General features: G+C 60.3%; 14 protein-coding genes. 9 read left to right on the top strand and 5 right to left on the bottom strand.

Annotation, left to right across the window (positions count from 1 at the left end; translation table 11 throughout):
• Positions 1–107: 107 nt before the first annotated feature.
• Positions 108–467 (bottom strand): PilZ domain-containing protein, encoded by a 360-nt coding sequence (locus QMX98_RS17055; protein ID WP_010457554.1) that lies wholly within the window; start codon positions 465–467, stop codon positions 108–110.
• A gap of 245 nt (positions 468–712) precedes the next feature.
• Positions 713–1090 carry a hypothetical protein gene (locus QMX98_RS17050; RefSeq protein WP_077748721.1) on the bottom strand — a complete coding sequence of 126 codons (378 nt, stop codon included), beginning with the start codon at positions 1088–1090 and terminating at the stop codon, positions 713–715.
• 157 nt (positions 1091–1247) lie between these two features.
• Here QMX98_RS17050 and pyk point away from each other — a divergent pair, with 157 nt between their 5' ends.
• Together pyk and QMX98_RS17040 are read left to right on the top strand one after the other, a co-directional pair.
• Complete coding sequence (gene pyk, locus QMX98_RS17045; protein WP_154501472.1) at positions 1248–2699, top strand: pyruvate kinase; 1452 nt, start codon at positions 1248–1250, stop codon at positions 2697–2699.
• Between the two features lie 244 nt (positions 2700–2943).
• Complete coding sequence (locus QMX98_RS17040) at positions 2944–4266, top strand: hypothetical protein (protein ID WP_102594725.1); 1323 nt, start codon at positions 2944–2946, stop codon at positions 4264–4266.
• Positions 4267–4407: 141 nt separating this feature from the next.
• Here QMX98_RS17040 and QMX98_RS17035 read toward each other — a convergent pair whose 3' ends face one another.
• The 3 genes from QMX98_RS17035 to QMX98_RS17025 are packed head-to-tail and all read right to left on the bottom strand — an operon-like array spanning position 4408 to position 7223.
• Positions 4408–5157 (bottom strand): enoyl-CoA hydratase-related protein, encoded by a 750-nt coding sequence (locus QMX98_RS17035; protein ID WP_282411122.1) that lies wholly within the window; start codon positions 5155–5157, stop codon positions 4408–4410.
• Between the two features lie 31 nt (positions 5158–5188).
• Positions 5189–6124 (bottom strand): iron-sulfur-binding ferredoxin reductase, encoded by a 936-nt coding sequence (locus QMX98_RS17030; protein WP_102594723.1) that lies wholly within the window; start codon positions 6122–6124, stop codon positions 5189–5191.
• On the bottom strand, positions 6117–7223 hold the full coding sequence (locus QMX98_RS17025) for a GGDEF domain-containing protein (RefSeq protein ID WP_282411121.1): 1107 nt from the start codon (positions 7221–7223) through the stop codon (positions 6117–6119). The genes QMX98_RS17030 and QMX98_RS17025 overlap by 8 nt, the downstream gene beginning before the upstream one ends.
• A 570-nt stretch (positions 7224–7793) precedes the next feature.
• Here QMX98_RS17025 and QMX98_RS17020 point away from each other — a divergent pair.
• From QMX98_RS17020 to QMX98_RS16990, 7 genes are all read left to right on the top strand, one after another.
• Positions 7794–9317, top strand: a complete 1524-nt coding sequence (locus QMX98_RS17020) for a fumarate hydratase (protein WP_282411120.1) — start codon at positions 7794–7796, stop codon at positions 9315–9317.
• 238 nt (positions 9318–9555) lie between these two features.
• Entirely contained in the window at positions 9556–14067 is a 4512-nt protein-coding gene (locus tag QMX98_RS17015) for a SpvB/TcaC N-terminal domain-containing protein (RefSeq protein WP_282411119.1), read from the top strand.
• On the top strand, positions 14064–16820 hold the full coding sequence (locus tag QMX98_RS17010; protein ID WP_282411118.1) for an RHS repeat-associated core domain-containing protein: 2757 nt from the start codon (positions 14064–14066) through the stop codon (positions 16818–16820). The genes QMX98_RS17015 and QMX98_RS17010 overlap by 4 nt, the downstream gene beginning before the upstream one ends.
• Before the next feature lie 57 nt (positions 16821–16877).
• Positions 16878–19538, top strand: coding sequence for an RHS repeat-associated core domain-containing protein (locus tag QMX98_RS17005; RefSeq protein ID WP_282411117.1), 2661 nt, complete (start codon positions 16878–16880; stop codon positions 19536–19538).
• Between the two features lie 25 nt (positions 19539–19563).
• Positions 19564–22311 (top strand): RHS repeat-associated core domain-containing protein, encoded by a 2748-nt coding sequence (locus QMX98_RS17000; RefSeq protein WP_282411116.1) that lies wholly within the window; start codon positions 19564–19566, stop codon positions 22309–22311.
• Positions 22312–22397: 86 nt separating this feature from the next.
• Entirely contained in the window at positions 22398–24164 is a 1767-nt protein-coding gene (locus QMX98_RS16995; RefSeq protein WP_221107186.1) for an ATP-binding protein, read from the top strand.
• Positions 24158–25483, top strand: a complete 1326-nt coding sequence (locus QMX98_RS16990) for a sigma-54 dependent transcriptional regulator (RefSeq protein WP_282411115.1) — start codon at positions 24158–24160, stop codon at positions 25481–25483. Before QMX98_RS16995 ends, QMX98_RS16990 begins: the two co-directional genes overlap by 7 nt.
• Positions 25484–25584 lie beyond the last annotated feature (101 nt).

Genomic DNA, 25584 nt, shown 5'->3' with positions numbered 1-25584 from the left:
GGCTCGCTCCTACAGGGGATTTTCAGTGACCACAAAATTTATGGACAGCCGATACCCCTGTGGGAGCGAGCCTGCTCGCGATGGCCATTGCCGATGCATCACAACACTCAGGCAGACGCCGGCATCGGCTGAAAACTGAAGTACTGCGTCAACGCCTCCACCAATTGCCCATACTCCGGCGGTGCCCGTTGCAGGCTGAACCCGGCGTCGTAATGGTGGGGGGTTTCGTCTTCGTGGCACCACAAACAACAGGCCGTCAGGTCAATAACCTGCTGGCAGCCGTCGCTGGCGGGGATTTTCAATCGCAGGTCAAAGTCGACGCCCACCATCATGGGCAACTGACTGATGAGCATCAGCCCGTCGGCGGACACGTTGCCCAGAAAGCCGATGGGTTTGTCGGTGACGCTGTTGAATACTTTCAGAAAATACGGCAGCTGATGCCGCTCGATCCGGCGGTCGGTAAACATGCGCAGTTGGCCCAGCAAGGCCCTTAAGCAGGGCCGCACTAATGCTTCGGAACGTGCCGTTTTTGCTTTTGTTGAAAAAGCCTGGCGCGCTCTCCCCGTTCCCGGTGCGTCAGTCCATGAATCCGCTGACGCTTACGGCTGCCGGTCACAGGTATGACCTCGGTCTAGAGACATGGCTCTAAAACCGATCCATTCGACTATAGCTCACCACCGCCGGGCGGCCAGCCTTTGCACGACAACGGCAATCAGAACCGCGTCGGGCGCACGACCGCTGCGGCGCTGCGAGTCGGGTAATGGCCCAGGCTCTGCAAGGTTTCCAGACGGGCGCGGGCGCGGTAGGCGTATTCGCTTTGCGGGTAGGACGCCATGATGAACTGATAAGTCTGCGCCGCATCGATGAACAGCTTCTGCCGTTCCAGGCACTGGCCACGCATCATCGACACTTCCGGCCACACATAAGGCCGCGCACGGCTGGAGCGTTCGACTTTGGACAATTCGAGCATCACCTGCTCGCAATTGCCGCGATCGTAAGCGCTGTAGGCATTATTCAAATGATGGTTCATGGACCAACGGGCGCAACCCGTCACACTGAGGGCAAGGGCGGCAATGAGCACGAATCGCATGGGGGATCTCCTGTCTTGAGCTCTGTATCGACCCGTGAGCAGAAATCTTCAGGAATGTTCGGTTAAAGAAACAAACGAAAAAGTAGTGCAAACGAACAATGACTACACCCGCTGACCATAGTAGCCTCACTCAGCGCTTGAACTCAGGAGTCTTTGCATGTCCGTCCGTCGTACCAAAATCGTCGCTACCCTTGGCCCGGCCAGTAACTCGCCGGAAGTTCTCGAACAGCTGATTCTGGCTGGCCTGGACGTCGCCCGCCTGAACTTCTCCCACGGCACCCCCGACGAGCACAAGGCTCGCGCGAAGCTGGTGCGTGACCTCGCGGCCAAGCACGGTCGTTTCGTGGCCCTGCTGGGTGACCTGCAAGGCCCGAAAATCCGGATCGCCAAATTCGCCAACAAGAAGATTGAGCTGAAGATCGGTGATCAATTCACCTTCTCCACCAGCCATCCTCTGACCGAAGGCAACCAGCAAGTGGTCGGCATCGACTACCCGGATCTGGTCAAGGATTGCGGCGTGGGCGACGAGCTGCTGCTCGACGACGGCCGCGTGGTGATGCGCGTCGATACCGCCACCGCCACCGAACTGAACTGCACCGTACTGATCGGCGGCCCGCTGTCCGACCATAAAGGCATCAACCGTCGCGGCGGTGGCCTGACGGCGCCGGCCCTGACCGAGAAAGACAAGGCCGACATCAAGCTCGCCGCCGAGATGGAAGTGGACTACCTCGCCGTGTCCTTCCCGCGCGACGCCGCCGACATGGAATACGCCCGTCAACTGCGCGACGAGGCCGGCGGTACTGCCTGGCTGGTGGCGAAGATCGAACGCGCCGAAGCCGTGGCCGACGACGAAACCCTCGACGCGCTGATCCAGGCGTCCGACGCGGTCATGGTTGCCCGTGGTGATTTGGGTGTGGAAATCGGCGACGCCGAGCTGGTGGGCATTCAGAAGAAGATCATTCTGCACGCACGCCGCCACAACAAGGCTGTGATCGTGGCGACCCAGATGATGGAGTCGATGATCCAGAACCCGATGCCGACCCGCGCCGAAGTGTCCGACGTAGCCAACGCCGTGCTCGACTACACCGACGCCGTGATGCTCTCGGCGGAAAGTGCTGCCGGCCTGTACCCGCTGGAAGCCGTGCAAGCGATGGCGCGCATCTGCATCGGCGCGGAAAAGCATCCGACCAGCAAGACCTCCAGCCACCGCATCGGCAAAGTGTTCGAAAGCTGCGACCAGTCCATCGCCCTGGCGGCCATGTACACCGCCAACCACTTCCCGGGCGTGAAGGCGATCATCGCCCTGACCGAAAGTGGCTACACGCCGTTGATCATGTCGCGCATCCGTTCTTCGGTGCCGATCTACGCGTTCTCCCCGCACCGCGAAACCCAGGCCCGCGCAGCCATGTTCCGTGGCGTCTACACCGTTCCGTTCGACCCGGCATCGCTGCCGCCTGAGCAAGTCAGCCAGGCCGCGATCGACGAGTTGCTCAAGCGCGGCGTTGTCGAGAAAGGCGACTGGGTCATCCTGACCAAGGGCGACAGCTACCACACCATCGGCGGCACCAACGGGATGAAAATCCTGCACGTTGGCGATCCGATGGTCTGAGTGATCAGAACCGCTGAAACAGAAAACCGCCATGTGAATGGCGGTTTTTTTTCGCCTGAAGAACGGCGCCCTGGACAATGACAGACCTGTCTACTGTCAGGTTTGACAGTAGACAGGTCTGGCCCCGTGACCGTCCAATCAAGCCTGGGCCACGAATTCGCCTCCCAACTGGACATGAGGAAAGCGTCTTCATCTTCTGGTCTGCGGCAGCCGGCCTCATCGTACCCACCACGGAGATCGATAAATGAAGACTCAACGCACCGCCGAGGCCGGCATGCTGGACGAAAGTTTTGCGGACAAGGGCATTGCCTGGATTGGTTTTGGCCAATACGCGATGGCCAGAATTGAAAGTATCAAAAGCGTCGGGGAAGGTACTGAAGGCAAAATCTATTTCGCGGGCTGGTACCACGACAACAACATGGCAACGTCTTTGTACTTGTTGGGTCGACTGAATGCCGACGGCTCTGTCGATAAAACGTTTGGCGAAGAAAGTGATGACGGTGTCGTCGTGCGGCGCTTCAAGGGCCTCAGTTCAACCGTAAAGTCGCTGGCGATTCAACCTGACGGCAAAATTCTTTTATTTGGTAGCGCCACCGGCAGTGAGTTTCTTCAGGCACCGGCCTTTGCGCGTTATAGCGCTGATGGAAAGCTTGACCGCAGTTTCGGCGAAAACGGCGACGTGGTTCACAACATTATTGTGCACCCCCCAGCTCGTACCGCTCGCCAGAATGAATTGCAATCAGCCACCGACAGTTCCTCAAACCCCTTCGGCGTAGAAATCCTGCCCGATGGAAAAATACTTGCGTTCAAGCATCATGCGTTTGACGACTGGAATACAGCGGTAGGTCTGATTATTCGACTCGACGATAGAGGATCGCTGGACCTGGATTTTAATCAAATTGGCCATATCGTTGTCTCCCATCCCGACTATTTGTTTAACCACACACAACTCATGAGCATCATGGTGCAGGCCGACGGCAAGTACCTGGGGTGTGGAGCGGTCTGGGATGAACGTGAACCTCACGCTGCCATGTTTGCGCGCTACCACCCGCAGGGTACTCTCGACGACTCGTTCGCAGATTGTGGATTTGCCATTATCAAAGGCCCGGCCGACATGGGCGGATTACGCCTCGAGGCGATGGCTCAACAGCCCAATCAACGTATTTTGGGAATTGGTGCGACCATCACGCCTTCAAACGACAGGGGCCTGTTGCTGAGCATCGAACCCGACGGCTCGCCCAATATTCAGTTCAACCGGGGATTGCCCTTGTTTACCGAGCTGGAGCCCGACGCCTTGACCGCGTGGACAGCGGGCGCCATTCAAGAGGATGGGAGAATTGTGGTGGTGGGAGGCGTCGGGACTGCCAATGGCGAAGTCGATATCGTTGTTGCACGGTTTATCGATGAACAATTTGATCCCGAATTCAATGGCACAGGCTATGTCCGCACCGAGGTGGAGCCTGGGACTGAAGTCGCGACAGGCATGGCGTTGCAGAGCGACGGTAAAATAGTGGTCGCCGCCTACACCGGGAGCAAAAAACTCATCATTTTGCGTTACCTGTCGTAGTGGTCAGCAACGTCAGCCCCGCCATGTGAATGACGGGTTTTTTTGGTGATCGTTCCCACGCTCCGCGTGGGAATGCCTCTACGGACGCTCCGCGTTCGGCTCTTGATGGGACGGGGAGCGTCCCGGGCTGCATGATCGGTGTCAATGCCGTTTGATAAAAGCCGACAATGCCGCCAACGCTTCCGGCGAACGCAACCTTTGGGTGAACAACGCGCCCTCTTCTTCGATCACTGTGCGCAGCTGCTCCCGGTCCGGCGCTTTCATCAATTGCTTGCTGATCCGCACCGCTTCCGGTGGCAATGACTCAAACCGCAACGCCATCTCCCGCGCCTTGGTCAACGCCGCTTCGCCACTGCCCAACGCTTCGGTGGCAATGCCCCACGCCGCAGCCTGCTCACCGCTAAACCCTTCACCCAACAGCAACAGCTCCGCTGCTTTGGCATGCCCGAGCAATCGCGGCAGGATCAGGCTCGAACCAAACTCCGGGCACAACCCGAGGTTCACGAACGGCATGCGCAACCGCGCATCACGGCTGACATACACCAGATCGCAATGCAGCAACAGCGTCGTGCCGATCCCCACCGCCGCGCCCGCCACGGCGGCGATCACCGGTTTGCGGCATTCCAGCAAGTTGAGCATGAAGTGGAACACCGGGCTGTCGAGGTTGCTCGGCGGTTGCTGGATGAAATCGGCGATGTCGTTGCCGGCAGTGAAGCACTCGGCGCTGCCGGTGATCAGCACGGCGTTGATGTCGGGGTCGGTGTCGGCCTGTTTCAGCGCGTCGGCCAAGTGGCTGTACATGGCGCGGGTCAGGGCGTTTTTCTTGTCGGGACGGTTCAGGCGCAGGGTCAGCAGGCCGCGTTCGCGTTCAAGCTGGATGGCATCGGTCATGGCGAGTCTCGCGTCGTTAAACGATCAGCGCTCAACCACGGGGAACAAAGACATCCGCCAGCAGTTGGTTGCGCGGCAGTCCGGCCAGGTACAAACGCCGGGCAAAGGCGTCGACACTGTCGGGGGCTCCGCAGACTAAGGCCAGGGTTTGCCGGGAAACAAGCCGCAGTTGCGCCAACGCTTGCGGCAACTCGGCCGGGGTCCAGCATTCAATGCTGAGGTTTTCACGCACATCGGCCATGGCTTGCAGGGGCTTGGCCAGGTAATGCTCGCTGGCGTCATGGGCGAGGTGAATGACGCGGATGGCGCCTTGGTGATCCTGACGCAACGCTTCGCGCAACACACCGAACAACGGCCCCAGTCCCGTACCGGCCGCCATCAGCCACAGTGGTCGAGTGCTCCAGTCCGGGTCATATTGCAACGCTCCGCCACGCAGTTCGCCGAGGCGGATCGGGTCGCCGATTTTCAGCTGACGGGCCGCGTCGCTGAATTCACCCCGCTGTCGACAATCGAGGTGGAACTCCAAAAAGCGGTCCTCTTCCGGCAGACTCGCCAAGGAGTAGGGCCGTGCCACGTTGCCCGCCCACAACACCAGATGCTGCCCGGCGCTGTAGCGTAACGGTCGCTCGGTGGTCAGGCGCAACCGCAATACGCTGGCGCTCAACCAATCAACGGCGACGACTTGCGCGGGGCGGCCGTCGACGTGTGGATCGAAGGCATGCACCTGCAAGTCCTCGACCACCTGGCACTGACACGCCAGACGCCAACCTTGCTGACGCTGTTCAGCGCTCAAGGCATCGGGACGGCTGTCGCTGGGCAAGCCTTGAACGCATTGCACCAGGCACGCATGGCAACTGCCGGCGCGACAACTGTAGGGCACGGCCACGCCGTTCTGATTCAGGGCATCGAGCAGGTTGCTGCCCGGGGCCACGGACCAATGGCGCTCGCCGACGCGCAACTCAGGCATCGACGTTCTCCCACGCCGCCGCGCAGCGATTGCGCCCGTCACGCTTGGCGCGGTAAAGCGCCTGGTCGGCGCGCTGCAAGGCGTCGTCGAGATCATCGCCCAGCTCCAGCAACGTCATGCCGGCGGACAAACTGAGGTGGGCGACGTTGAGTCCGATCAACTCGACATCGGTAAAGGCGATGCGCAGCCGTTCGCAACAAGAGGTCAGGCGTTCGGCGTTGCAGTCGGGCAGCAACACCACGAACTCTTCGCCACCATAACGGGCCAGCACATCGCCCTCTCGCAGGCAGGCGGTGGCCACGCCGGCAAAGGCTTGCAGCACCTGGTCGCCAGCAGCGTGGCCATGAACGTCATTGATGCGTTTGAAGTGGTCGAGGTCGATCAACGCCAGGCCATGCACCACGCCCGCCTCCATCGCGTTCAGCTCGCGGGAAGCCAGGCGCAGGAAATGCCGGCGGTTGAACAGCCCGGTCAGTTCGTCGGTGGCGACCAGGTCTTCGAGCTGGCGCATCATCCCGCGCAGGGTGTCCTGATGCGCCTGCAAGGCAAACCGTCGTTGGCGCATACGTTGACGCGAGGCCTGGACGTAACGGGCATAAAGCTCCAGCCACACCAACACGATAAACAGCACGCACACCTGCAACGCGGCCAGCGCCGGGTCGTGCAACTGGAAGTGGTAGCCCTCCCATAGCGCAATCGCACTGAAACTGAAAAACACCAACAGGGCACAGCGCACAAACGCACGGCGCGAAAGATGGAACAGCCCGAACAACATGATCAGCAGGTAGAACACCAGGAACGCGCCGCGCGCCTCATCCAGGTTGGCAACCAGCCATGTCTGCCACCCCAGGCCCATCAATACTTGTGCTTCGGTCAGGCTCGGGTCGGAAAAGCGCAGGTTGCAGCCGCTGTAAAACACCGCGAACAACGTCCCCTGGGTGATCACCACCAGCGCGCTGCCGATGGCCACGCTGGTCAGCGGCTCATCGTAATGCCCGGTGAAAAACGCCATCCACAGCAATACCAAAGCCAGGGCGTAGGTGCCGGCTGCGAGGGCGAAGCGTTTGAGCAAAAGCCGTTGGATGGCGTTATGGGTCAATCGTTGACTCACCGTGCGAAAGGAGGCTGATCGAGTGTCCTACTCTACAGACCGAATGCCACTTTAGTGGGGTGTCTGATAAATGACCATTCAATTTTCGGGGCAGAAAACTGGCGTCAAAAGCATGTCCCTGAATGACACAAAACCTGCGGTGAGGGAGCTTGCCTGTGGCGAGGGGATTTATCCCCGTTCGACTGCGAAGCAATCGCCCATCCGACACACGGGGTATACCTGTCTCACCGAGGTGTAGCTATCGGGGGCGGCTTCGCCACCCAACGGGGCGGGGCGACGTTTCGCTAAATCCCCACACCGCAGATAAATCCGCCTGCCGCAAGATTGACTTTCGGCGGGTGTACCCGGAACCGAGGCGCGGTATACTGCCGCGCCTTTTTAGCGTCGCGCCAGCAGCCCCGGCGTGCCCTGACTCTTCGAGCCAGCTTCAAGTTGCAAGCTCCAAGCAGCAAGCTCAAAGCAGTACACACACTGCTCTTACTTGCCGCTTGTAGCTCAAAGCTTGAAGCTGGCTCGAAGAGCTATTGAATGTTCCCGTCTTTTAGAGGAGCGCGACTCATGACCGTGATCAAGCAAGACGACCTGATTCAGAGCGTTGCCGACGCCCTGCAGTTCATTTCCTATTACCACCCCGTTGACTTCATCCAGGCGATGCACGAGGCCTACCTGCGCGAAGAATCGCCGGCAGCTCGTGATTCGATGGCGCAAATCCTGATCAACTCGCGCATGTGTGCCACCGGCCACCGCCCGATCTGCCAGGACACCGGCATCGTCACCGTCTTCGTCCGCGTGGGTATGGACGTGCGTTGGGATGGCGCCACCATGGGCCTGGACGACATGATCAACGAAGGCGTGCGCCGGGCTTACAACCTGCCGGAAAACGTCCTGCGTGCCTCGATCCTCGCCGACCCGGCGGGCGCTCGTAAAAACACCAAGGACAACACCCCGGCCGTTATCCACTACTCCATCCTTCCGGGTAACACCGTGGAAGTGGACGTGGCAGCCAAGGGCGGCGGCTCCGAGAACAAGTCGAAAATGGCCATGCTCAACCCGTCCGACTCGATCGTCGACTGGGTATTGAAGACCGTTCCGGAAATGGGCGCCGGCTGGTGCCCACCGGGCATGCTCGGCATCGGCATCGGCGGCACCGCCGAGAAAGCCGCGGTCATGGCCAAGGAAGTGTTGATGGAATCCATCGACATTCACGAGCTGAAAAAGCGCGGCCCGTCCAATCGCATCGAAGAGATGCGCCTGGAACTGTTCGAGAAGGTCAACCAACTGGGCATCGGCGCCCAGGGCCTCGGTGGCCTGACCACCGTGCTCGACGTGAAGATCATGGATTACCCGACCCACGCCGCTTCGCTGCCGGTGTGCATGATCCCGAACTGCGCCGCCACCCGTCACGCGCACTTCGTATTGGATGGCTCCGGCCCGGCGACCCTGGAAGCGCCACCGCTGGACGCCTACCCGGAAATCGTCTGGGAAGCGGGCCCGTCGGCCCGTCGCGTCAACCTCGACACCCTGACCCCGGAAGACGTGCAGAGCTGGAAGCCGGGCGAAACCGTCCTGCTCAACGGCAAGATGCTCACCGGTCGCGACGCCGCGCACAAGCGCATGGTCGAGATGCTGAACAAAGGTGAAACCCTGCCGGTCGATCTGAAAGGTCGCTTCATCTACTACGTCGGCCCGGTTGATCCGGTGCGCGAAGAAGTGGTGGGCCCTGCCGGTCCGACCACCGCCACGCGGATGGACAAGTTCACCCGTCAGATCCTCGAGCAAACCGGCCTGCTGGGCATGATCGGCAAATCCGAGCGCGGCCCGACCGCGATCGAAGCGATCAAGGACCACAAAGCCGTTTACCTGATGGCAGTGGGCGGCGCAGCTTACCTGGTGGCGCAAGCGATCAAGAAATCCCGTGTCGTGGCATTCGCCGAACTGGGCATGGAAGCGATCTACGAGTTCGACGTCAAAGACATGCCGGTGACTGTTGCAGTAGACAGCAAGGGCGAGTCGGTACACATCACCGGTCCTGCCATCTGGCAGAAAAAGATCAGTGAAAGCCTGGCGGTCGAAGTGCAATAAGCACTGCGACTTTGCCAAAACGGCCGGCTCGTCTGAATGGACGACCCGGCCGTTTTTTTTGCTTGCGAATAATGCCGATGGCATTAAAAGCGATCCGCTTACAGCTATTTGATCTAGAAAAGCCCTTCTGATCTGTCAGATCTGACAGGTTACGTAAAACTCCCATCTTGTTAGCGTCTGATCCATCACGCGACACCGTTGCCACGGGCGAACGCCAGGCCAAAACAGGATCAGCCCCATGGAAGACCAAGCGTCCCTGAATATCGTCGCACCCGCGATTGCCAAGAGCACTTCGATCGCCAGCATCGGTAATGATTGGGCTAAAGTCGGTTGGACGGGAGGCGCGTCTTTCGCGCTGTCGCTGCCGATTTCAGCGGGACGCGGCTGCGATCCCCAACTCTCGTTGAGTTACAGCAGCCAGTCGGCGAACGGACCGTTCGGCATCGGCTGGCAGTTGAACCTCGGCGCCATCACTCGCCAGACCAGTAAAGGTGTGCCGCGCTATACCGGCGATGATGTGTTCATCAGCCCTCTGGGTGAGCAGTTGATGGCCGAGCGCAACGCCAGCGGTGAGATCGAGGAACGTGAAGTCTCTGAATACCGTGGCCTGTCTGTCGGCAAGCACGCTGTGCTGCGCTATCGGCCACGGGTCGAAAGCACGTTCGATTTGATCGAATTCTGGTATTCCGATTCGAACCCGGAAGGGTTCTGGCTGGTGCACGGAGCTGATGGCAGCCTGCACCTGTTCGGCAAGATCGAAAGTGCGCGCAAGGCAGACCCGCTGGACTCGAAGCGAATTGTTGCCTGGTTGTTGCAGGAGAGCATGAATGCCTGGGGCGAGCATATCCGCTACGAATACCTGAAAGACCAGGCCCCTGGAGAAGAAACCGTCCCGCATGACTACCGCGCACAACGCTACGTCCATCGCGCGTTGTATGGCAACGTTGCCGCGTATGACCAGTTGTACGGCTGGGACTTGCCGCAGACACCGACGCCTGCATGGCATTTCCACTTGGTGTTCGACTACGGCGAGCGCACCCGGGAGCTGACTGAAAAACCGGTGTATGACGGCCCGACGCTCAAGCCCTGGCTGACTCGTGAAGACCCCTTTTCGTCCTATCGACAGGGCTTTGAAGTGGGCACTCGCCGCCTTTGCCAGCAAGTGCTGATGTTTCACAGTTTTCCGGAATTGGGCAGCGAACCTGTGCTGGTCCGGCGCTTGCTGCTGGAGTACGCGGCCAACACAACCCCCTGGTCTTACAGCCAGATCGCGGCGGCGCATTATCAGGCGTATGACGCCGACGGCATCGTGGAAAACATGCCCCCGGTGGAGTTCGACTATTCGGCGTTTGAACTCAATAAAGAGCCGGTTGCCTTCTTCCCGTTCGAGAACATGCCGGGCCTTGAAGACAGCGGACTCTATCAATGCGTCGACCTGTTCGGCGAAGGCCTGCCGGGCTTTCTGTGTCGCCATGACCAATGCTGGTACTACCGCGAGCCCTTGCGTGCCACCACGGGCCCTGACCACATTCACTACGGCCCGTGGACAGCGCTGACGAAAATCCCGGTGGCCGACCGCAATAAACCTGCGCATCAAGCCCTGATGGACATGACCGGCGACGGGCGTCTGGACTGGATTGTCGCCCAACCCGGCATGTGTGGTTTTTACACGCTGAACCCGGATCGGAGCTGGTCAACCTTCATCCCCTTTTCGGCCTTCCCGGTGGAGTTTTTCAACACCCTTTCGCAGCTGTGCGATTTGACCGGCGACGGGCTCAGCTCGCTGGCGCTGATCGGCCCCAACGCCGTGCGCTTCTACGCCAATCAGCGTGAAACCGGTTTTGCCAGGGCCGAAGATGTCCTGCATGAGCCCGACCGTTTGCCCATCTTCAGCAACTCAAGCAGCGAACTGGTGCTGTTGGGCAATCTGCTGGGCAGCGACATGACCGAGTTGTGCCGCATTCGGCACAACGAAATCAAATGCTGGCCAAATCTGGGGCACGGACAATTCGGCAGCGGTTTTGTCATCAGCGGCCCGAGTTTCGAGTACGCCGCGTTCGACGCCGCGCGGGTGCGAATCGCCGATCTGAATGGCTCCGGTGCCCCAGCGCTCATTTATCTGAATTCCGCTGGCTTTGACATTTACCTCAACCACGGCGGCAATGGTTTTGCACAAACGCCCATCACGGTCCCCTGGCCCGAGGGCGTGCGTTACGACAACCTGTGTCAGGTCACCTTCGCCGACCTGCAAGGGCTCGGCTGCGCCAGCCTGATCCTGACCGTGCCGCACATGAAGCCCCGACACTGGCGCTACGACTTTGTCGGCGCCAAGCCGTACTTGATGATCGCCAGCAACAACAACATGGGGTGCAGCACGCAGGTGGTGCATCGAAGTTCTGCGCAGTTCTGGCTGGACGAAAAACAGCAGCTTCTCCAGCTTGAGCGCCCTCCCGTCTGTTACCTGCCTTTTGCTGTGCAGGTCGTGAGTCAACAAACCCAGCGGGATGAAATCACCGGTAATTGCCTGAATCAGTTTTTCCGGTATTTCGAGGCCTGGTATGACCATCAGGACCGGGAGTTCCGTGGCTTCGGAAGACTGGACCAAACCGACAGCGAAACCGGTTCGGACGAAGACGAAAGCTTCACCGCCCCGGCATTGGTCCGCACTTGGTTTCATACCGGCATGCAGATCAATATGCCTCGCGACGGTTATTTCAATCGAGATGATCAGGCACATCCGTTGGGCGACATGCTGTTTTGTCGATATCACCCGGGCGACGAGTACGAAGAAATCATTGCGCCCGGGGATGAAGCCACCGTTCACGAAATCGCCCGCAGCCTGTCGGGTGTCGTACTCAGGGTGGAAACCTATGCGGCGACCGACCAGCTCCCGGAGACGCCTTTTCTGGCGGTCCAGAATCGATACATCGTCCGTAACGTGCGTGAGCGTGGCGACCACAACCCCGACACGGTGTTGATGACGTCGCTGCTGGAAGAAATCCACTATCACTATGAGCGTTTCGTCGAAGACCCCCTGTGCCGCCATGTCATCAACTTGAGCCGGGACGAGTTTGGGCTCACCACTCACAGCATCACGGTCAGCTACGCACGGCGCCTGACAGAGCAAGACGAACCGCCATTTACCGATATCGATGAACGGCAATGGTGGAAGGATGCCCATGATCCGGCGCAGCAGTCCTACTACTTGAGCGAAACCCGCGCCGGGTTTATTCACCAGGTCGATCCGCAAGGCTGGAGGCTCGGTCTGCCCTATCGGCAACGGGGCAATGCCTTGGTATTGCCCAAGAAGCCAGCCGCTGAAGGGCTTGATCCCGGCGTGATTTCTTATGAGCAGTTCCTTGAGTTGTTCGCCTCTCCCGAATGGGCGGCCGGGCGGGAATTGACGTCGCAATCGGTGCAGCGCTACGTCTCTACAGCGAATGAAACATTGCCGGAGGGTACGGCCGGGTTCGAAGCCCTGGTGGGGCCGATGGAAATCGCACAACTGAACAAGGCGGCGCTGGAGGTCTACGGCGATGTGCCAGATCCGTCGTTCGATATCCGGGCAGAACTGGAGCGAATCGGTTATCTGTGCATGAAGCTGTTTCTGGGCACGGACGCAGAGGCCGACGAAGAAGAGGACCAACATAGAAATCTTTGGTCCGCCCTCTACAACTTTGCCCGATATGCAGACCTCGATCACTTCTACAAGGTCGAGGGGGTCAACGAAACGCTAAGCCACGGCATCACCAAGGTTCAATACGACAGTTACTGCCTGCTGATCAACCGCTTCGAGCTGCCGGATGGCTGCACCACACTCGCCGAGCATGACTATCACGCGTTGACAACGTTGCGCACCACCGATGCCAACGACAACGTTGAAGAAGTCCTCAACGATCCGTCCGGTCCGCACACGGTCACCTTCTATGGAACAGAAAACGCTGTGCGTGCCGGCTTTGACGCCATCGCCGACTATGTCCGGCCCGTTGACGCCAGCCCGGTCACAGCCATCGAATCCCCCGAGGACGCGCTACAAAAAGCCGCCAGTACCTTTCGCAAAGACCTGCTCGGCTGGATGGGTCAGCTCACCCATCCCGTCGAGCAGACACCCGACTGGCTGGCTGAGGGGATCGCCAAAGGTTACGTGTTGCCAAGCCTGCACATCCGCGCCAGTGCGCGCCTGCTCCTGGGCCGGCTCAAGTCCCGGACAACGGCGGAGCAGGCGCTGTGGGACCTGCTGCTCAGCGTCCCGCGCATTCCGCTGCACAGCGTCGTCATTTCCGCTGACCGGTACCCGGATGATGACCAACCCGCGAACTTCCAGATCATCCTGTCGTTGATCGACGGTTTCGGACGCCCCCTGCAAACCCAGCAACGGGTTGAGCCCGGTGATGCCTATGTCGTGGAAAACGGCAAACTGGTGATCGAAGACGGCAAGCCCAAGGTGGCACACGCCGACCAGCGCTGGCGTATCAGCGCACGTGTTGAATACAACAACAAGGGACTGCCGGTACGCACCTATCGCCCCTATTTCGCCAACGCTTACGGCTACATTGATGACGATTGCTTCAAGGAATACGGCCATCACGATAAAAGTTTCTACGATGTGCTGGGTCGCCTGATCAAGGTCATCAACGCCAAGGACGATGTCGCCTACACCCTCCTCCACCCCTGGTACAAAACTGTCCTGGACTTTAATGACACCTACAGTGAGCCTGCTTCGAACGCGAGCAAGGTGGACATGCAATGAGCAACGCCGCCCACTGGAACACCGCCGCAATAGAGTCAAATGATGCGCGTGGATTGGCAGCGCGCCATATCGCCTACCTGCGCAAGACGCCAGAGGACGCGCTTGAACCGCTGATCACCCAGCAACGCCATGACGTGATCGGCCACCTGGTGGAACAACGGGACCCGCGCCTGGCCGATGCGCTCAAGCCTAACCTGGCCACGGTTTATGGACTTGCCGGGCAACCCGTCATGGTCGACAGCGTTGACGCCGGCTGGCGGATCAGCCTGCCGGGGCTGGCCGGAGAAATCCTCCGGCGCTGGGACGCACGCGGCAGCCATTGGCGCACGGTGTACGACGAGCAGTTGCGCCCCGTTGCCATCGATGAAAACGACCAACCGAACGTCGAAATCTTCAGCTATGCCGATGCCGGCGCCGATAAAGCCTTTAACCTCTGCGGCCAGTTGATCAGCCAGGTCGACCCCTCGGGCACCGTGGAATGGCTCAGCTTCGGCCTGCAGGGCCCAGCGCTGAATGACAGCAGGACGATCACCGGTGCCGGCACGTTCCCAAGCCACCGGACCTACAGCCCGCTCGGTGCGCTGCTGACCCAGACCGATGCCGGCGATCACCGGCAACGGATGGTTTACGACCGCGCCGGACAACTGCAACAGGTGCAGTTGCGGCTCACTCCCGCCGAGGCCTGGCAGTCTGTGCTGGAAGACGCGCGCTACAACGCCGCCGGCCAGATCATCGAGCAGCATGCCGGCAACAAGGTGCTCAGCATCTGGGCTTACGATGACGCCGATGGCCGTCTCACCACGTTGAAGGCGGGTGTGCCCGGACAGGGCCTGCTCCAGCATTTTCAGTACGCCTATGACCGTGTCGGTAACGTGCTGCGCATCGACGATCTCACCTTCAAACCGGTGTACTTCGCCAATCAGCTCATCGACGGCCACCGCGGATTCATCTACGACACGCTGGAACGATTGATTTGCGCCAACGGCCGTGACGCCGCCCCGAGCACAGGCCTGCCTGGCCGCCCTTCGCCGACCGATCCCGACCACCTCCTCAACTACACACAGAAATACGAGTACGACGAAGGCAACAATCTGATCAAGCAGGTCCATGAACGTGCCGTGGGCAATTACACCCAACAGATGCGCATCGACCCGACCAGCAACCGCGGGGTGCGCTGGAAACCGGGTGACCCCGAGCCGGTGTTCGACACCCTGTTCGACGCCCACGGCAACCTCCACGCCTCGGCCCCCGGAAGGCCTCTGGACTGGAACAGCCGCGATGAACTGGCCCGGGCGGTGCTGGTTGAACGTGACGACGGCCGCCACGATACCGAAGTCTTTCGCTACAGCCAGGGCGAACGGGTGTTCAAGCGCCATGAATGGCAAGCCGCGACCTTCACCCACTTTCATCAAGTGCTGTACTTGCCGGGGCTGGAAATCCGCACCCGCGACAATGGCGAAACGCTGCACGTCATCACCGTGCCGGGGGGCCGTGGCAGCGTGCGTTGCCTGCATTGGGTCAGCAACAAACCGGACGGCATCGAACAGGATCAGTTGCGCTACACCCTCGACGACGAGTTGGGTTCATGCCTCATGGAACTGGACCAGGCCGCCCGGCTGATCAGCCACGAAGGCTATTACCCGTTCGGCGGCACGGCCTGGCTGGCGGCGGCTTCCCTGCTGGAAGTCGGCTACAAAACCCTCCGTTATTCGGGCAAGGAAATGGATGAATGCGGGCTTTATTACTACGGCGCTCGATACTACGCGCCATGGTTGCAGCGTTGGGTGAGTGCCGATCCGGCGGGGGAAGTGGATGGGCTGAATCTCTACAGATTTGTAAGGAATAATCCGTTGCGCTATGTCGATAACGACGGCGAGGCAAGCGGCGAAGCGGTCATTCGCAACTATTCAAATTTCATTTCTGTCCTGGTCGCTTACGCCACTCAAACGCTCGAGCAAATCGACAACATCATCAATGAAACCAACATCGAAAAAGACCTGCTGAAAAACCTGGCCGGGGAATCGATAAATGCAGTCATCGGCTTTGCAGGCGGGTATTACGGGGCTGGAGAGGTCGGCATCGTGTTGCCGGACAAGCCACACATTGCATTCCTCACCAAGCAAAGCAAACCGCCTTTTTCAGAAGGTCTGACCGGTGGCAATCTGGGCGGTGAGCTGGCTGGCTCAGCGGGTGGGGCTATTTTGCCGACCTCCGGCCTGATCAGGCCTCTCATCCCGCAGACATCCACGATGTCCATCAAGGAAATTGATCGTCAAGTCGGCGTCCATGCGGCGGATGATTCGTATGACTGGCTGGGAAGCGGTATCAGTATTGCCCTGAACAATGTCATCGGCTCGGTGGTACCCGGGGTCAGCGCGTTCCTCGCCATGGGGTCCAGGGTTCAGGAAGCTGAAGACATCAAAAACCGACTGGACCCCGTCAAGATCAACAAAATAGAGCGGATGCTGGATGAGTGGGAAAGCGTCGACAATGAACGCTTCGCTCAATTCGAAAAAGCGTTTGACGCGGCGGGCGTCGATACTATCTACCCGCAGCGTACAACCCTCAATGTCAGTGGCTCGGCCCCCGAAGCCATACACCGTATCGATGTGCAACGCGCTCATCACAAGACACAAGATCTTATTCGCCGAAGCAAAGCGGGTATGGCGCGATACAGGGAAATGGGCACGACAGACAACCAATTCCTGGCAAGGCAAGCACGCACTGCGAGTCGTCACCATGCGCCGGCCTGAGCGACCAGCAACACGTTGCGCGCCGCCCTATGACATTGAAATCGGGAGCTGCTGCCCGTGAACACCACTATCCATAGGGGCACCGCCAATCTTCTAGCCACTGATGCTAGAAGCCTGCCGATTCGCCAGGTGGCTTATCTGCGCAAGAACGCCGGTGACGTCGCGCAATCACTCATCTCGCGGGGCGTTCATAACCTCGCCGGCCACCTGATCGAGCAATGGGATCCGCGGCTCTCCCTCCCGTCCTTGAGCAACGTCTATCGTCTCTCCGGCGACGCCATCCGAATCAACAGCGTGGACGCCGGCAAGCGCTTGATCTTGCCGGGGCCGGCGGGCGAAGAACTTCAACGCTGGGACCCGCGCGGCAATCATTGGCGTACCCGCTACGATACTCAATTGCGCGCCGTGGCCGTCGATGAAAACGACCAACAGAACGTCGAAACCTTCAGCTATGCCGACGCATCGGCCGACACAGCCTTCAACTTGCGGGGCCAGATGGTCGCGCTGGTCGATCGCTCGGGCCGGCTCGACTTGAGCGGCTTCAGCCTGAAGGGTCAGCCACAGCGCGAAACCCGAACGATTGTCGATGCCCTAGGGCACTCGACCTGCCGGACCTTCAGCCCTCTGAACGTGGTACTGACCCAAACCGATGCCGGCGGGCACCATCAGCATTTGCATTACGACATCGCCGGGCAACTCAAACAGGTCTTTTTGCAACTCAAGGGCCGCGAGCAGCAATGTGTTCTGGCGGATGCGCAGTACGACGCCGCGGGCAAGGTTGTGGAACAGACCGCCGGCAACGGTGTGGTCAGCCAATGGTGTTATGACCCGGACGACGGTCGCCTCTGCATCCTGAAGGCCGGTAAACCCGACGAACCATTACGGCAAAACCTGCGTTACTTCTATGACCGGATGGGCAACGTCCTGCGCATTGAAGATCACGCCCTTGCCACGGTGCACTTCGCCAACCAGCGCATCGACGGGCACCGTGAATTCCGCTATGACTCGCTGTACCGGATGACCCGCGCCAACGGCTTCGAGGGTGAATGCCCTCACGAAGGACCGGGCGTGCCTGTTGTGATTTCCCCCCTCGATCCTGGCCCGCGCTTCAACTACACCGAAGAGTACGACTACGACACGGGCAACAACCTGATAGAACTGCGCCATTTGCGCGACCAACACTGCTTTACCCATCGGATGATGATCGACGCCGCCAGCAACCGCGGTGTGCGCCACGAAATAGATCAGCCGGCGCCGGATTTCGAAAAACTGTTCGACCTCGGCGGCAATCAGCTGTGTTTACAGCGTCATCAACCGCTGCACTGGAATGCCCGCGATCAACTGGAGAAGGTGACTTTAGTCGTCCATGACAATGAGCTGGCAGATGACGAAGAGACATATCACTACAGTCAAGGCGAGCGGGTGCGTAAACATCATGTAACGCATACGCCGTCGGTCACTCACCGCCATACCGTTCTGTACCTGCCGAACCTTGAAATCCGTACCCGCAGCAGTGGCGAGCAATTGCACGTCATCACCCTGTCCCTCGCCTACGGCAGCGTGCGTTGCCTGCATTGGGTCACTGACGAGCATCCCGATCAGTTGCGCTACAGCCTGGATGATCACCTCGGTTCCTGCGTTCTGGAACTGGACCACCTCGGCGGCCTGATCAGCCACGAAGTGTATTACCCGTTCGGCGGTACCGCATGGTGGGCCGCGCGCTCGGCGCTGGAGGCCAGCTTCAAGACCCTTCGTTATTCCGGCAAGGAAATGGACGCCTGCGGACTGTGTTATTTCGGGCTGCGCTATTACGCGCCCTGGTTGTGGCGCTGGATCAGCCCGGACCCTGAAGGGCCCGTGGATGGGCCGAATCTGTACGTGATGGTCGGTAACAATCCGATGCTGTACGTCGACAAGTCGGGCGCGATGAAGGCCGTGTTTGAACTGGCGAAGGATTTCGTCGGTGTCCTTGGCAAAGCCAAAAATGCCGCCGACCAGATCCACAATCTCGCGACGGAATTCGATGGCCTGGTTCCCGAAGGCGCCGATATTGCCGACGTTCGACAGAACATGACGCTGGGCAAATTCATCCTGTCCAAGCATGGCCTCAAATCGATTCTCAAAGGTGCCATTGCCGGCGGCAGCGTGGCGGCGGCGCTGGGCAGCGTAGTGCCTGGTGCGGGGACGGCCATTGGTGCTGCGGTCGGTATGGTGGTCGGTGCCATCGTGATGCCGTTGGCACGGTATTACTTTTTCAAGCGAGGTTTGAAGCTTGCGCAAACGCTGCATACCCAGGAAATAAGAGAGCACTTGAGTACCGCCGCCGACACCACGAAGAAAGTCGTCGACGGTGCACAAGATCTTTTGACTGGCGGCAGCGAGGTACTCGAAAAAATAAAAATCGGTGTAGCAAGCATCACGAGCTACACAGAGCCCCTGCAGGACATGTTTTACAAACAACTGGAGGAACTCACCTCCCCCCTGCAACGTGAAGTGATGGCGCTGATCAACACCGGTAGCGAACCTTTTGAAGCGATTACCAAAGTGCTGGAAATGGCGAAAACCGCTGTCGACCTACCAAGCGAAGCAGAAGGCGTGACCCAACGGCTGACCGAACTGGCCCGTGAAGCGGGAGTGACGACGGTAGAGAGGCCCGTGCCTAACCCCAGAAAGCTGATGCAGAAGTTGCAAAGAACACTCTCTGAGACATTCGTATGAACCGACGCACTTTCGAGCCGGCCCGATGAGCCAGAACCTCCACTATCGCACCGCCTCAGTCATTGCCCATGAGTCGCGGGAGTTGCCGGCGCGTCAAATTGCTTACCTGCGCAAGAGACCCGGTGACGCGCTTGAACCGCTGATCACCCGGCAACGCCATGACGTTATCGGGCAACTGGTGGAGCAACGGGACCCGCGCCTGGTCGATGCGCTCACGCCCAATCTGGCCAACGTTCATGGCCTGTCCGGACAACTGCTCAAAATCAGCAGCGTCGACGCCGGCTGGCGGATCAGCCTGCCGGGGCTGGCCGGGGAAATCCTCCAACGCTGGGATGCACAGGGCAGCCATTGGCGCACCGTGTATGACGATCAGTTGCGCGTCCTTGCCGTCGATGAAAACGACCAGCCGAATGTCGAAACCTTCCGCTACGCCGATGCCACCGCCGATAAGGCGTTCAACCTGTGCGGCCAGTTGGTCAGGCAGGTCGATCCCTCCGGCACACTGGAATGGCTCAGCTTTGGCCTGCACGGCCAGGCGCTACGCGACAGCCGCACGATCACCGGCGCCGGCGCCTTCCCTGGCAGTCGGACTTACAGCCCGCTCGGTACGCTGCTGACCCAGACCGATGCCGGCGATCATCAGCAACGCATGGTTTACGACCGCGCCGGGCAGCTGCAACAGGTGCAGCTACGGCTCGCCCCCACCGAGGCCTGGCTGCCCGTGCTGGAAGACGCGCGCTACAACGCCGCCGGCCAGATCATCGAGCAGCATGCCGGCAACCAGGTGCTCAGCACCTGGGCTTACGATGACGCCGATGGTCGTCTCACCACGTTGAAGGCCGGTGTGCCCGGGCAAGGCCTGCTCCAGCATTTTCAATACGAGTACGACCGGGTCGGTAACGTGCTGCGCATCGACGATCTGGCGTTCAAACCGGTGTACTTCGCCAATCAGCTCATCGATGGCCACCGCGAATTCAGCTACAACGCGCTGTACCAATTGACCCGCGCCACCGGCCATGACGCCGCCCCGAGCACCGGCCTGCCCGGACGCCCTTCGCCGACCGATCCCGCGAACCACCTCAACTACACCCAGCACTACGAGTACGACGACGGCGGCAATCTGATCACGTTGATTCATGAGCGTGCCGTGGGCAATTACACCCACGAGATGTTCATCGACCCGACCAGCAACCGTGGTGTGCGCTGGAAACAAGGTGACCCCGAGCCGGTGTTCGACACCTTGTTCGACCGCCATGGCAACCTCCTGGCCTCGGCGCCGGGAAGGCCTCTGGCCTGGAACAGCCGCGATCAACTGGCCCGGGCGACGCTGGTCGAACGAGACGACGGCCGGCACGATGACGAAGTCTTTCGCTACAGCCAGGGCGAACGGGTGTTCAAGCGCCATGAATGGCAAGCCGCGACCCTCACCCATTTTCATCAAGTGTTGTACTTACCGGGGCTGGAGATCCGCACCCGCGACAACGGCGAAGAACTGCACGTCATCACCTTGCCGGGGGGCCGGGGCAGCGTGCGTTGCCTGCATTGGGTCAGCAACAAACCCGATGCAATCGCACAGAATCAGCTGCGCTACAGCCTCGACGACGAACTGGGCTCCTGCCTCATGGAGCTGGACCAGAACGTCCGGTTGATCAGCCACGAAGGTTATTACCCGTTAGGCGGCACCGCCTGGCTGACAGCCGCCTCCCTCTTGGAGGTCGGCTACAAGACCATCCGTTACTCAGGCAAGGAAATGGATGAATGCGGGCTTTATTACTACGGCGCGCGTTATTACGCACCGTGGTTGCAGCGTTGGGTGAACCCGGACCCGGCCTGGTCTGTGGACGGGCTGAATCTGTATGCCTTTGTGACGAACAACCCGATGCGTTATCGGGATAACGGCGGTACGCATAAGGAAGAGTCTGCCGAACAACAGATCATTGACACGTCAAATACGCTATCAACCGTCAATAGCGAGATGCAGAAGCTCAATTACCAACTCTACAATCTCACTCGAACCCGGGACATCTACAAAACCGCAGCCAAAAAACTGCTGTATAGCGTGGCGTCGTTTGCCGTCACTTTTCATTCGGGCGCCGCTGGCGCGGCGGTGGGTTCAGGCGTCGGCAGCCTGACGGGCCCGGCGGCCCCCGTAGCGGTGCCGGTCGCCGCGGCGGTGGGAGGTATTTTTGCCGCTGAAGCGGCAGCCAGATTCATGGATAAACTCGGCGACGAAACCGGACTGGGCTATACCATCACACCGGACCCGTCCGGTTTCTCGGTCAGTAACATCAAAAGCAAATCCCGCGCCGAGCCTTTCAGTGTGCAGGCCGTGGCGCAAAGCTTCAGCCCGAAAAACTCCGCGGGCCTGACAAAAACGGCCATCGAAACGACTGCCCGCGTCATCGGCAAACACCTCAAAGTGCCTTACCTCAAACAAACCCTGGCCATTGCCCGTCAGGCAACCCAACTGACCGAGGCGCTCAATGATTCCCTTGGCCAAGGCGATCTCGACAAGATATCCGCCAACCTCGATGCGCTGGACGCCTACCTCAATGACGTAGAAGCGCAAGCCAACGAAGCCCTTGAAACACTGGCAGGCGCAGCCGTCTACGATGACCGGCTGATCGGCGCCGTGAACATGCCGATGAATTCGGGAGCCGTTGATCGTTCGAGGCTTGAACAGCAATTCAAAGTCGCACGAAGCGGGATCAAGCAAGCCAGGAACCTGGTCGGAAGAGTCTCGCAGTACCTCGCCGAGAAAAGAGCCGCCTGACGGCCCGCGCCGCGACGCCGCCCCTGAAAACTCGGGGCGACGTCATGTTATGGTGCGCGCCCCTATTGCTGATTGTTTCAGACACCATGCTTGCTCGTTCGCGCACATTACGCCTGACGCTGTACACCTTGCTGATCGTTGCCGGTGCCGCACTGGCGGCCGGAATTGCCCTGCGTCACACCGAACGCCAGGCGCTGGTCGAGGACGCTGCGCGGGCCAATCAGCAACTGGCGCTCTACGCCAATTCCCTGCACACCCTGATTGATCGCTACCGCGCCCTGCCCGCCGTGCTGGCGCTGGACCCCGAGTTGCGCGCTGCGCTCAACGGTCAGGTCACGGCGGAACAACAGGACGCGTTGAACCGCAAACTGGAAAAAATTAACGGCGCCGCGCAGTCCTCAACCCTGGAACTGCTCGACCGCACCGGCCTCGCCGTGGCGGCCAGCAATTGGCGTTTGCCCAGCAGTTACGTCGGCCACAACTATGGTTTTCGCCCCTACTTCAGCCAGACCCGCACCCAGGGTACCGGGCGTTTTTATGCGGTGGGGGTGACCAGCGGCATTCCGGGCTATTTCCTGTCCAGCGCGGTCACCAGCGACAGCGGCGAGTTCCTCGGCGCGATGGTGGTGAAGCTTGAGTTTCCGGAACTGGAGCGCGAATGGCGTCAGGGCAGCGACACGCTGTTGGTCAGCGACGCACGCGGCATTATCTTCATCGCCAATCAGCCGGGCTGGCGCTACCGCTCGTTGAAACCCTTGAGCGACAGCGATCACGCCGAGCTCAAGGCCACCCGCCAGTACGACAAACAACCGCTGACCCCGCTGGACTACCAATCGCTGCAGCGCTTTGACGACAACAGCGACTTGGCCCGCGTCGTCGGTCCTGACGGCACGGCCAATTACCTGTGGGAATCGCTGCCGCTGAGCACGGAAGGCTGGACCCTGCACCTGCTGCGCCGCCCGCACGTCGCCTTCGAAGACAGCCGCAATGCCGCACTCGCCGCTGCCGGGCTGTGGCTGGCGCTGGTGTTTCTGTTGCTGTTCCTCAACCAGCGCTGGCGCCTGGCGAAAATGCGCCAGCGCAGCCGTGAAGAACTCGAACAATTGGTCGAAGAGCGCACCCGCGACCTGCGCACCGCTCAGGACGGTCTGGTGCAATCGGCCAAACTCGCGGCCCTCGGCCAGATGTCCGCCGCCCTCGCCCATGAAATCAATCAGCCACTGACCGCCCAGCGCATGCAACTGGCGACCTTGCGCCTGTTGCTCGATCACGGCCGGGTCGACGATGCCTACAAGGCGTTGAAACCGGTGGACGACATGCTGACGCGCATGGCCGCCCTCACCGGCCACCTGAAAACCTTCGCCCGCAAAAGCCCCAGCGGCTTGCGCGAACGTCTGGACCTGGCGGCGGTGGTGGACCAATCGCTGCAATTGCTCGACGCGCGCCTGCGCGATGAGCAGGTCAGCACCGTGCTGCACCTGACGCGCCCGGCGTGGGTGCGCGGCGATGCGATCCGTCTGGAACAGGTGTTGATCAATCTGCTGCGCAATGCCTTGGACGCGATGCAGGACAAACCCTGCAAACGCCTGGAAATCCGCCTCGAAGCCGACGAGCAACTCTGGCGCCTGACCGTCACCGACAATGGCGGCGGCATCGCCGAAGAGCATCTGCCGAACGTGTTCGATCCGTTCTTCACCACCAAACCGGTGGGTGATGGCCTGGGTCTTGGCTTGGCGGTATCGTTTGCCATCGTGCACGAATCGGGCGGTCGCCTGAGCGCCGACAATCATGTCAACGGCGCCGTCTTCACCGTGACTTTACCCATCGACCTGGAGGCCCACAGTCCATGCTGAATTCCGTGATGGTGGTCGACGACGAAAGCAGCATTCGCAGCGCCGTCGAGCAATGGCTGAGCCTGTCGGGTTTCGAGGTGCAACTGTTCAGCCGCGCCGATGAGTGCCTGGCGCAATTGCCCAGTCACTTTCCTGGGGTGATCCTCAGCGACGTGCGCATGCCCGGCATGACCGGCCTGGAGCTGCTGGCCGAAGTTCAGCGCCGCGATGTCGACTTGCCGGTGATTCTGCTGACCGGCCATGGCGATGTGCCGATGGCGGTCGACGCCATGCGCGATGGCGCCTACGACTTTCTGGAAAAACCCTTTAGCCCGGAAACCCTGCTGAGCAGCTTGCGCAGGGCGCTGGACAAGCGCCGGCTGGTGCTGGAAAACCGCGCCTTGCATGAGTTGGCCGACAACCGCGCCAAACTCGACGCGACGCTGCTGGGCGTGTCCCGTGGTTTGCAGACGTTGCGCCGACAGGTGCTGGATCTGGCGGCGTTGCCGGTCAATGTGTTGATCCGTGGTGAAACCGGCAGCGGCAAAGAGTTGGTCGCCCGCTGCCTGCACGACTTCGGGCCGCGCGCGGACAAACCGTTCGTGGCGCTCAATTGCGCGGCGATTCCCGAGCAGCTGTTCGAGGCGGAATTGTTCGGCCATGAGAGCGGCGCGTTCACCGGTGCCTCGGGTAAACGTATCGGCAAGCTTGAATACGCCGATGGCGGCACGCTGTTTCTCGATGAAATCGAAAGCATGCCCCTGGCCCAGCAGGTGAAATTGCTGCGGGTGTTGCAGGAGCAGAAGCTTGAGCGGTTGGGGTCGAATCAGAGCATTCGCGTGGATTTGCGGATCATCGCCGCGACCAAGCCTGATCTGCTGGACGAGGCACGGGCCGGGCGTTTTCGCGAGGACCTTGCGTATCGCTTGAACGTCGCTGAGTTGCGCCTGCCGCCCTTGCGCGAGCGGCGTGAAGACATTCCGTTGTTGTTCGAATCGTTTGCGCAGAAGGCCGCCGAGCGGTTGGGACGGACTTTTCCACCGTTGAGCGGCCCGCAGTTGAGCCATCTGCTGAGCCACGACTGGCCCGGCAATGTGCGCGAACTGGCGAACGTGGCCGAACGTCAGGTGCTGGGGCTGGGCGAGCCGGAACCGGTCGGCATCGATCCCGGCCAGTCGCTGGCGGCGCAGGCCGAAGCGTTCGAAGCGCATTGCCTGCGCGCGGCGCTGACCCGGCACAAGGGCGACGTGAAAGCGGTACTCGAAGAACTGCAACTGCCGCGCCGGACCTTCAATGAAAAGATGCAGCGGCATGGGCTGACTCGGGAGATGTTCTCGTAGTGCCTGAACGGCCCCCTTCGCGGGCAAGCCTCGCTCCTACAGGGTTTGCGTCGTTTGCAATATTGTCGAGCGACACAAATACCGTAGGAGCGAGGCTTGCC

It is taken from the genome of Pseudomonas sp. PS02303 (genome assembly GCF_029959925.1).
In the GTDB taxonomy this organism is placed as follows: domain Bacteria; phylum Pseudomonadota; class Gammaproteobacteria; order Pseudomonadales; family Pseudomonadaceae; genus Aquipseudomonas; species Aquipseudomonas mandelii.
Note: the sequence above shows the minus strand (reverse complement) of the source record. Positions and strands in the feature narration are given on the sequence as shown.

Coding starts and splice junctions, on each gene's coding strand:
- QMX98_RS17030 (WP_102594723.1), bottom strand. CDS start 6,124: ATGCCTGAGTTGCGCGTCGGCGAGCGCCATTGGTCCGTGGCCCCGGGC.
- QMX98_RS17015 (WP_282411119.1), top strand. CDS start 9,556: ATGGAAGACCAAGCGTCCCTGAATATCGTCGCACCCGCGATTGCCAAG.
- QMX98_RS17035 (WP_282411122.1), bottom strand. CDS start 5,157: ATGACCGATGCCATCCAGCTTGAACGCGAACGCGGCCTGCTGACCCTG.
- QMX98_RS17055 (WP_010457554.1), bottom strand. CDS start 467: ATGTTTACCGACCGCCGGATCGAGCGGCATCAGCTGCCGTATTTTCTG.
- QMX98_RS17020 (WP_282411120.1), top strand. CDS start 7,794: ATGACCGTGATCAAGCAAGACGACCTGATTCAGAGCGTTGCCGACGCC.
- QMX98_RS16995 (WP_221107186.1), top strand. CDS start 22,398: ATGCTTGCTCGTTCGCGCACATTACGCCTGACGCTGTACACCTTGCTG.
- pyk (WP_154501472.1), top strand. CDS start 1,248: ATGTCCGTCCGTCGTACCAAAATCGTCGCTACCCTTGGCCCGGCCAGT.
- QMX98_RS17010 (WP_282411118.1), top strand. CDS start 14,064: ATGAGCAACGCCGCCCACTGGAACACCGCCGCAATAGAGTCAAATGAT.
- QMX98_RS17000 (WP_282411116.1), top strand. CDS start 19,564: ATGAGCCAGAACCTCCACTATCGCACCGCCTCAGTCATTGCCCATGAG.
- QMX98_RS16990 (WP_282411115.1), top strand. CDS start 24,158: ATGCTGAATTCCGTGATGGTGGTCGACGACGAAAGCAGCATTCGCAGC.
- QMX98_RS17040 (WP_102594725.1), top strand. CDS start 2,944: ATGAAGACTCAACGCACCGCCGAGGCCGGCATGCTGGACGAAAGTTTT.
- QMX98_RS17050 (WP_077748721.1), bottom strand. CDS start 1,090: ATGCGATTCGTGCTCATTGCCGCCCTTGCCCTCAGTGTGACGGGTTGC.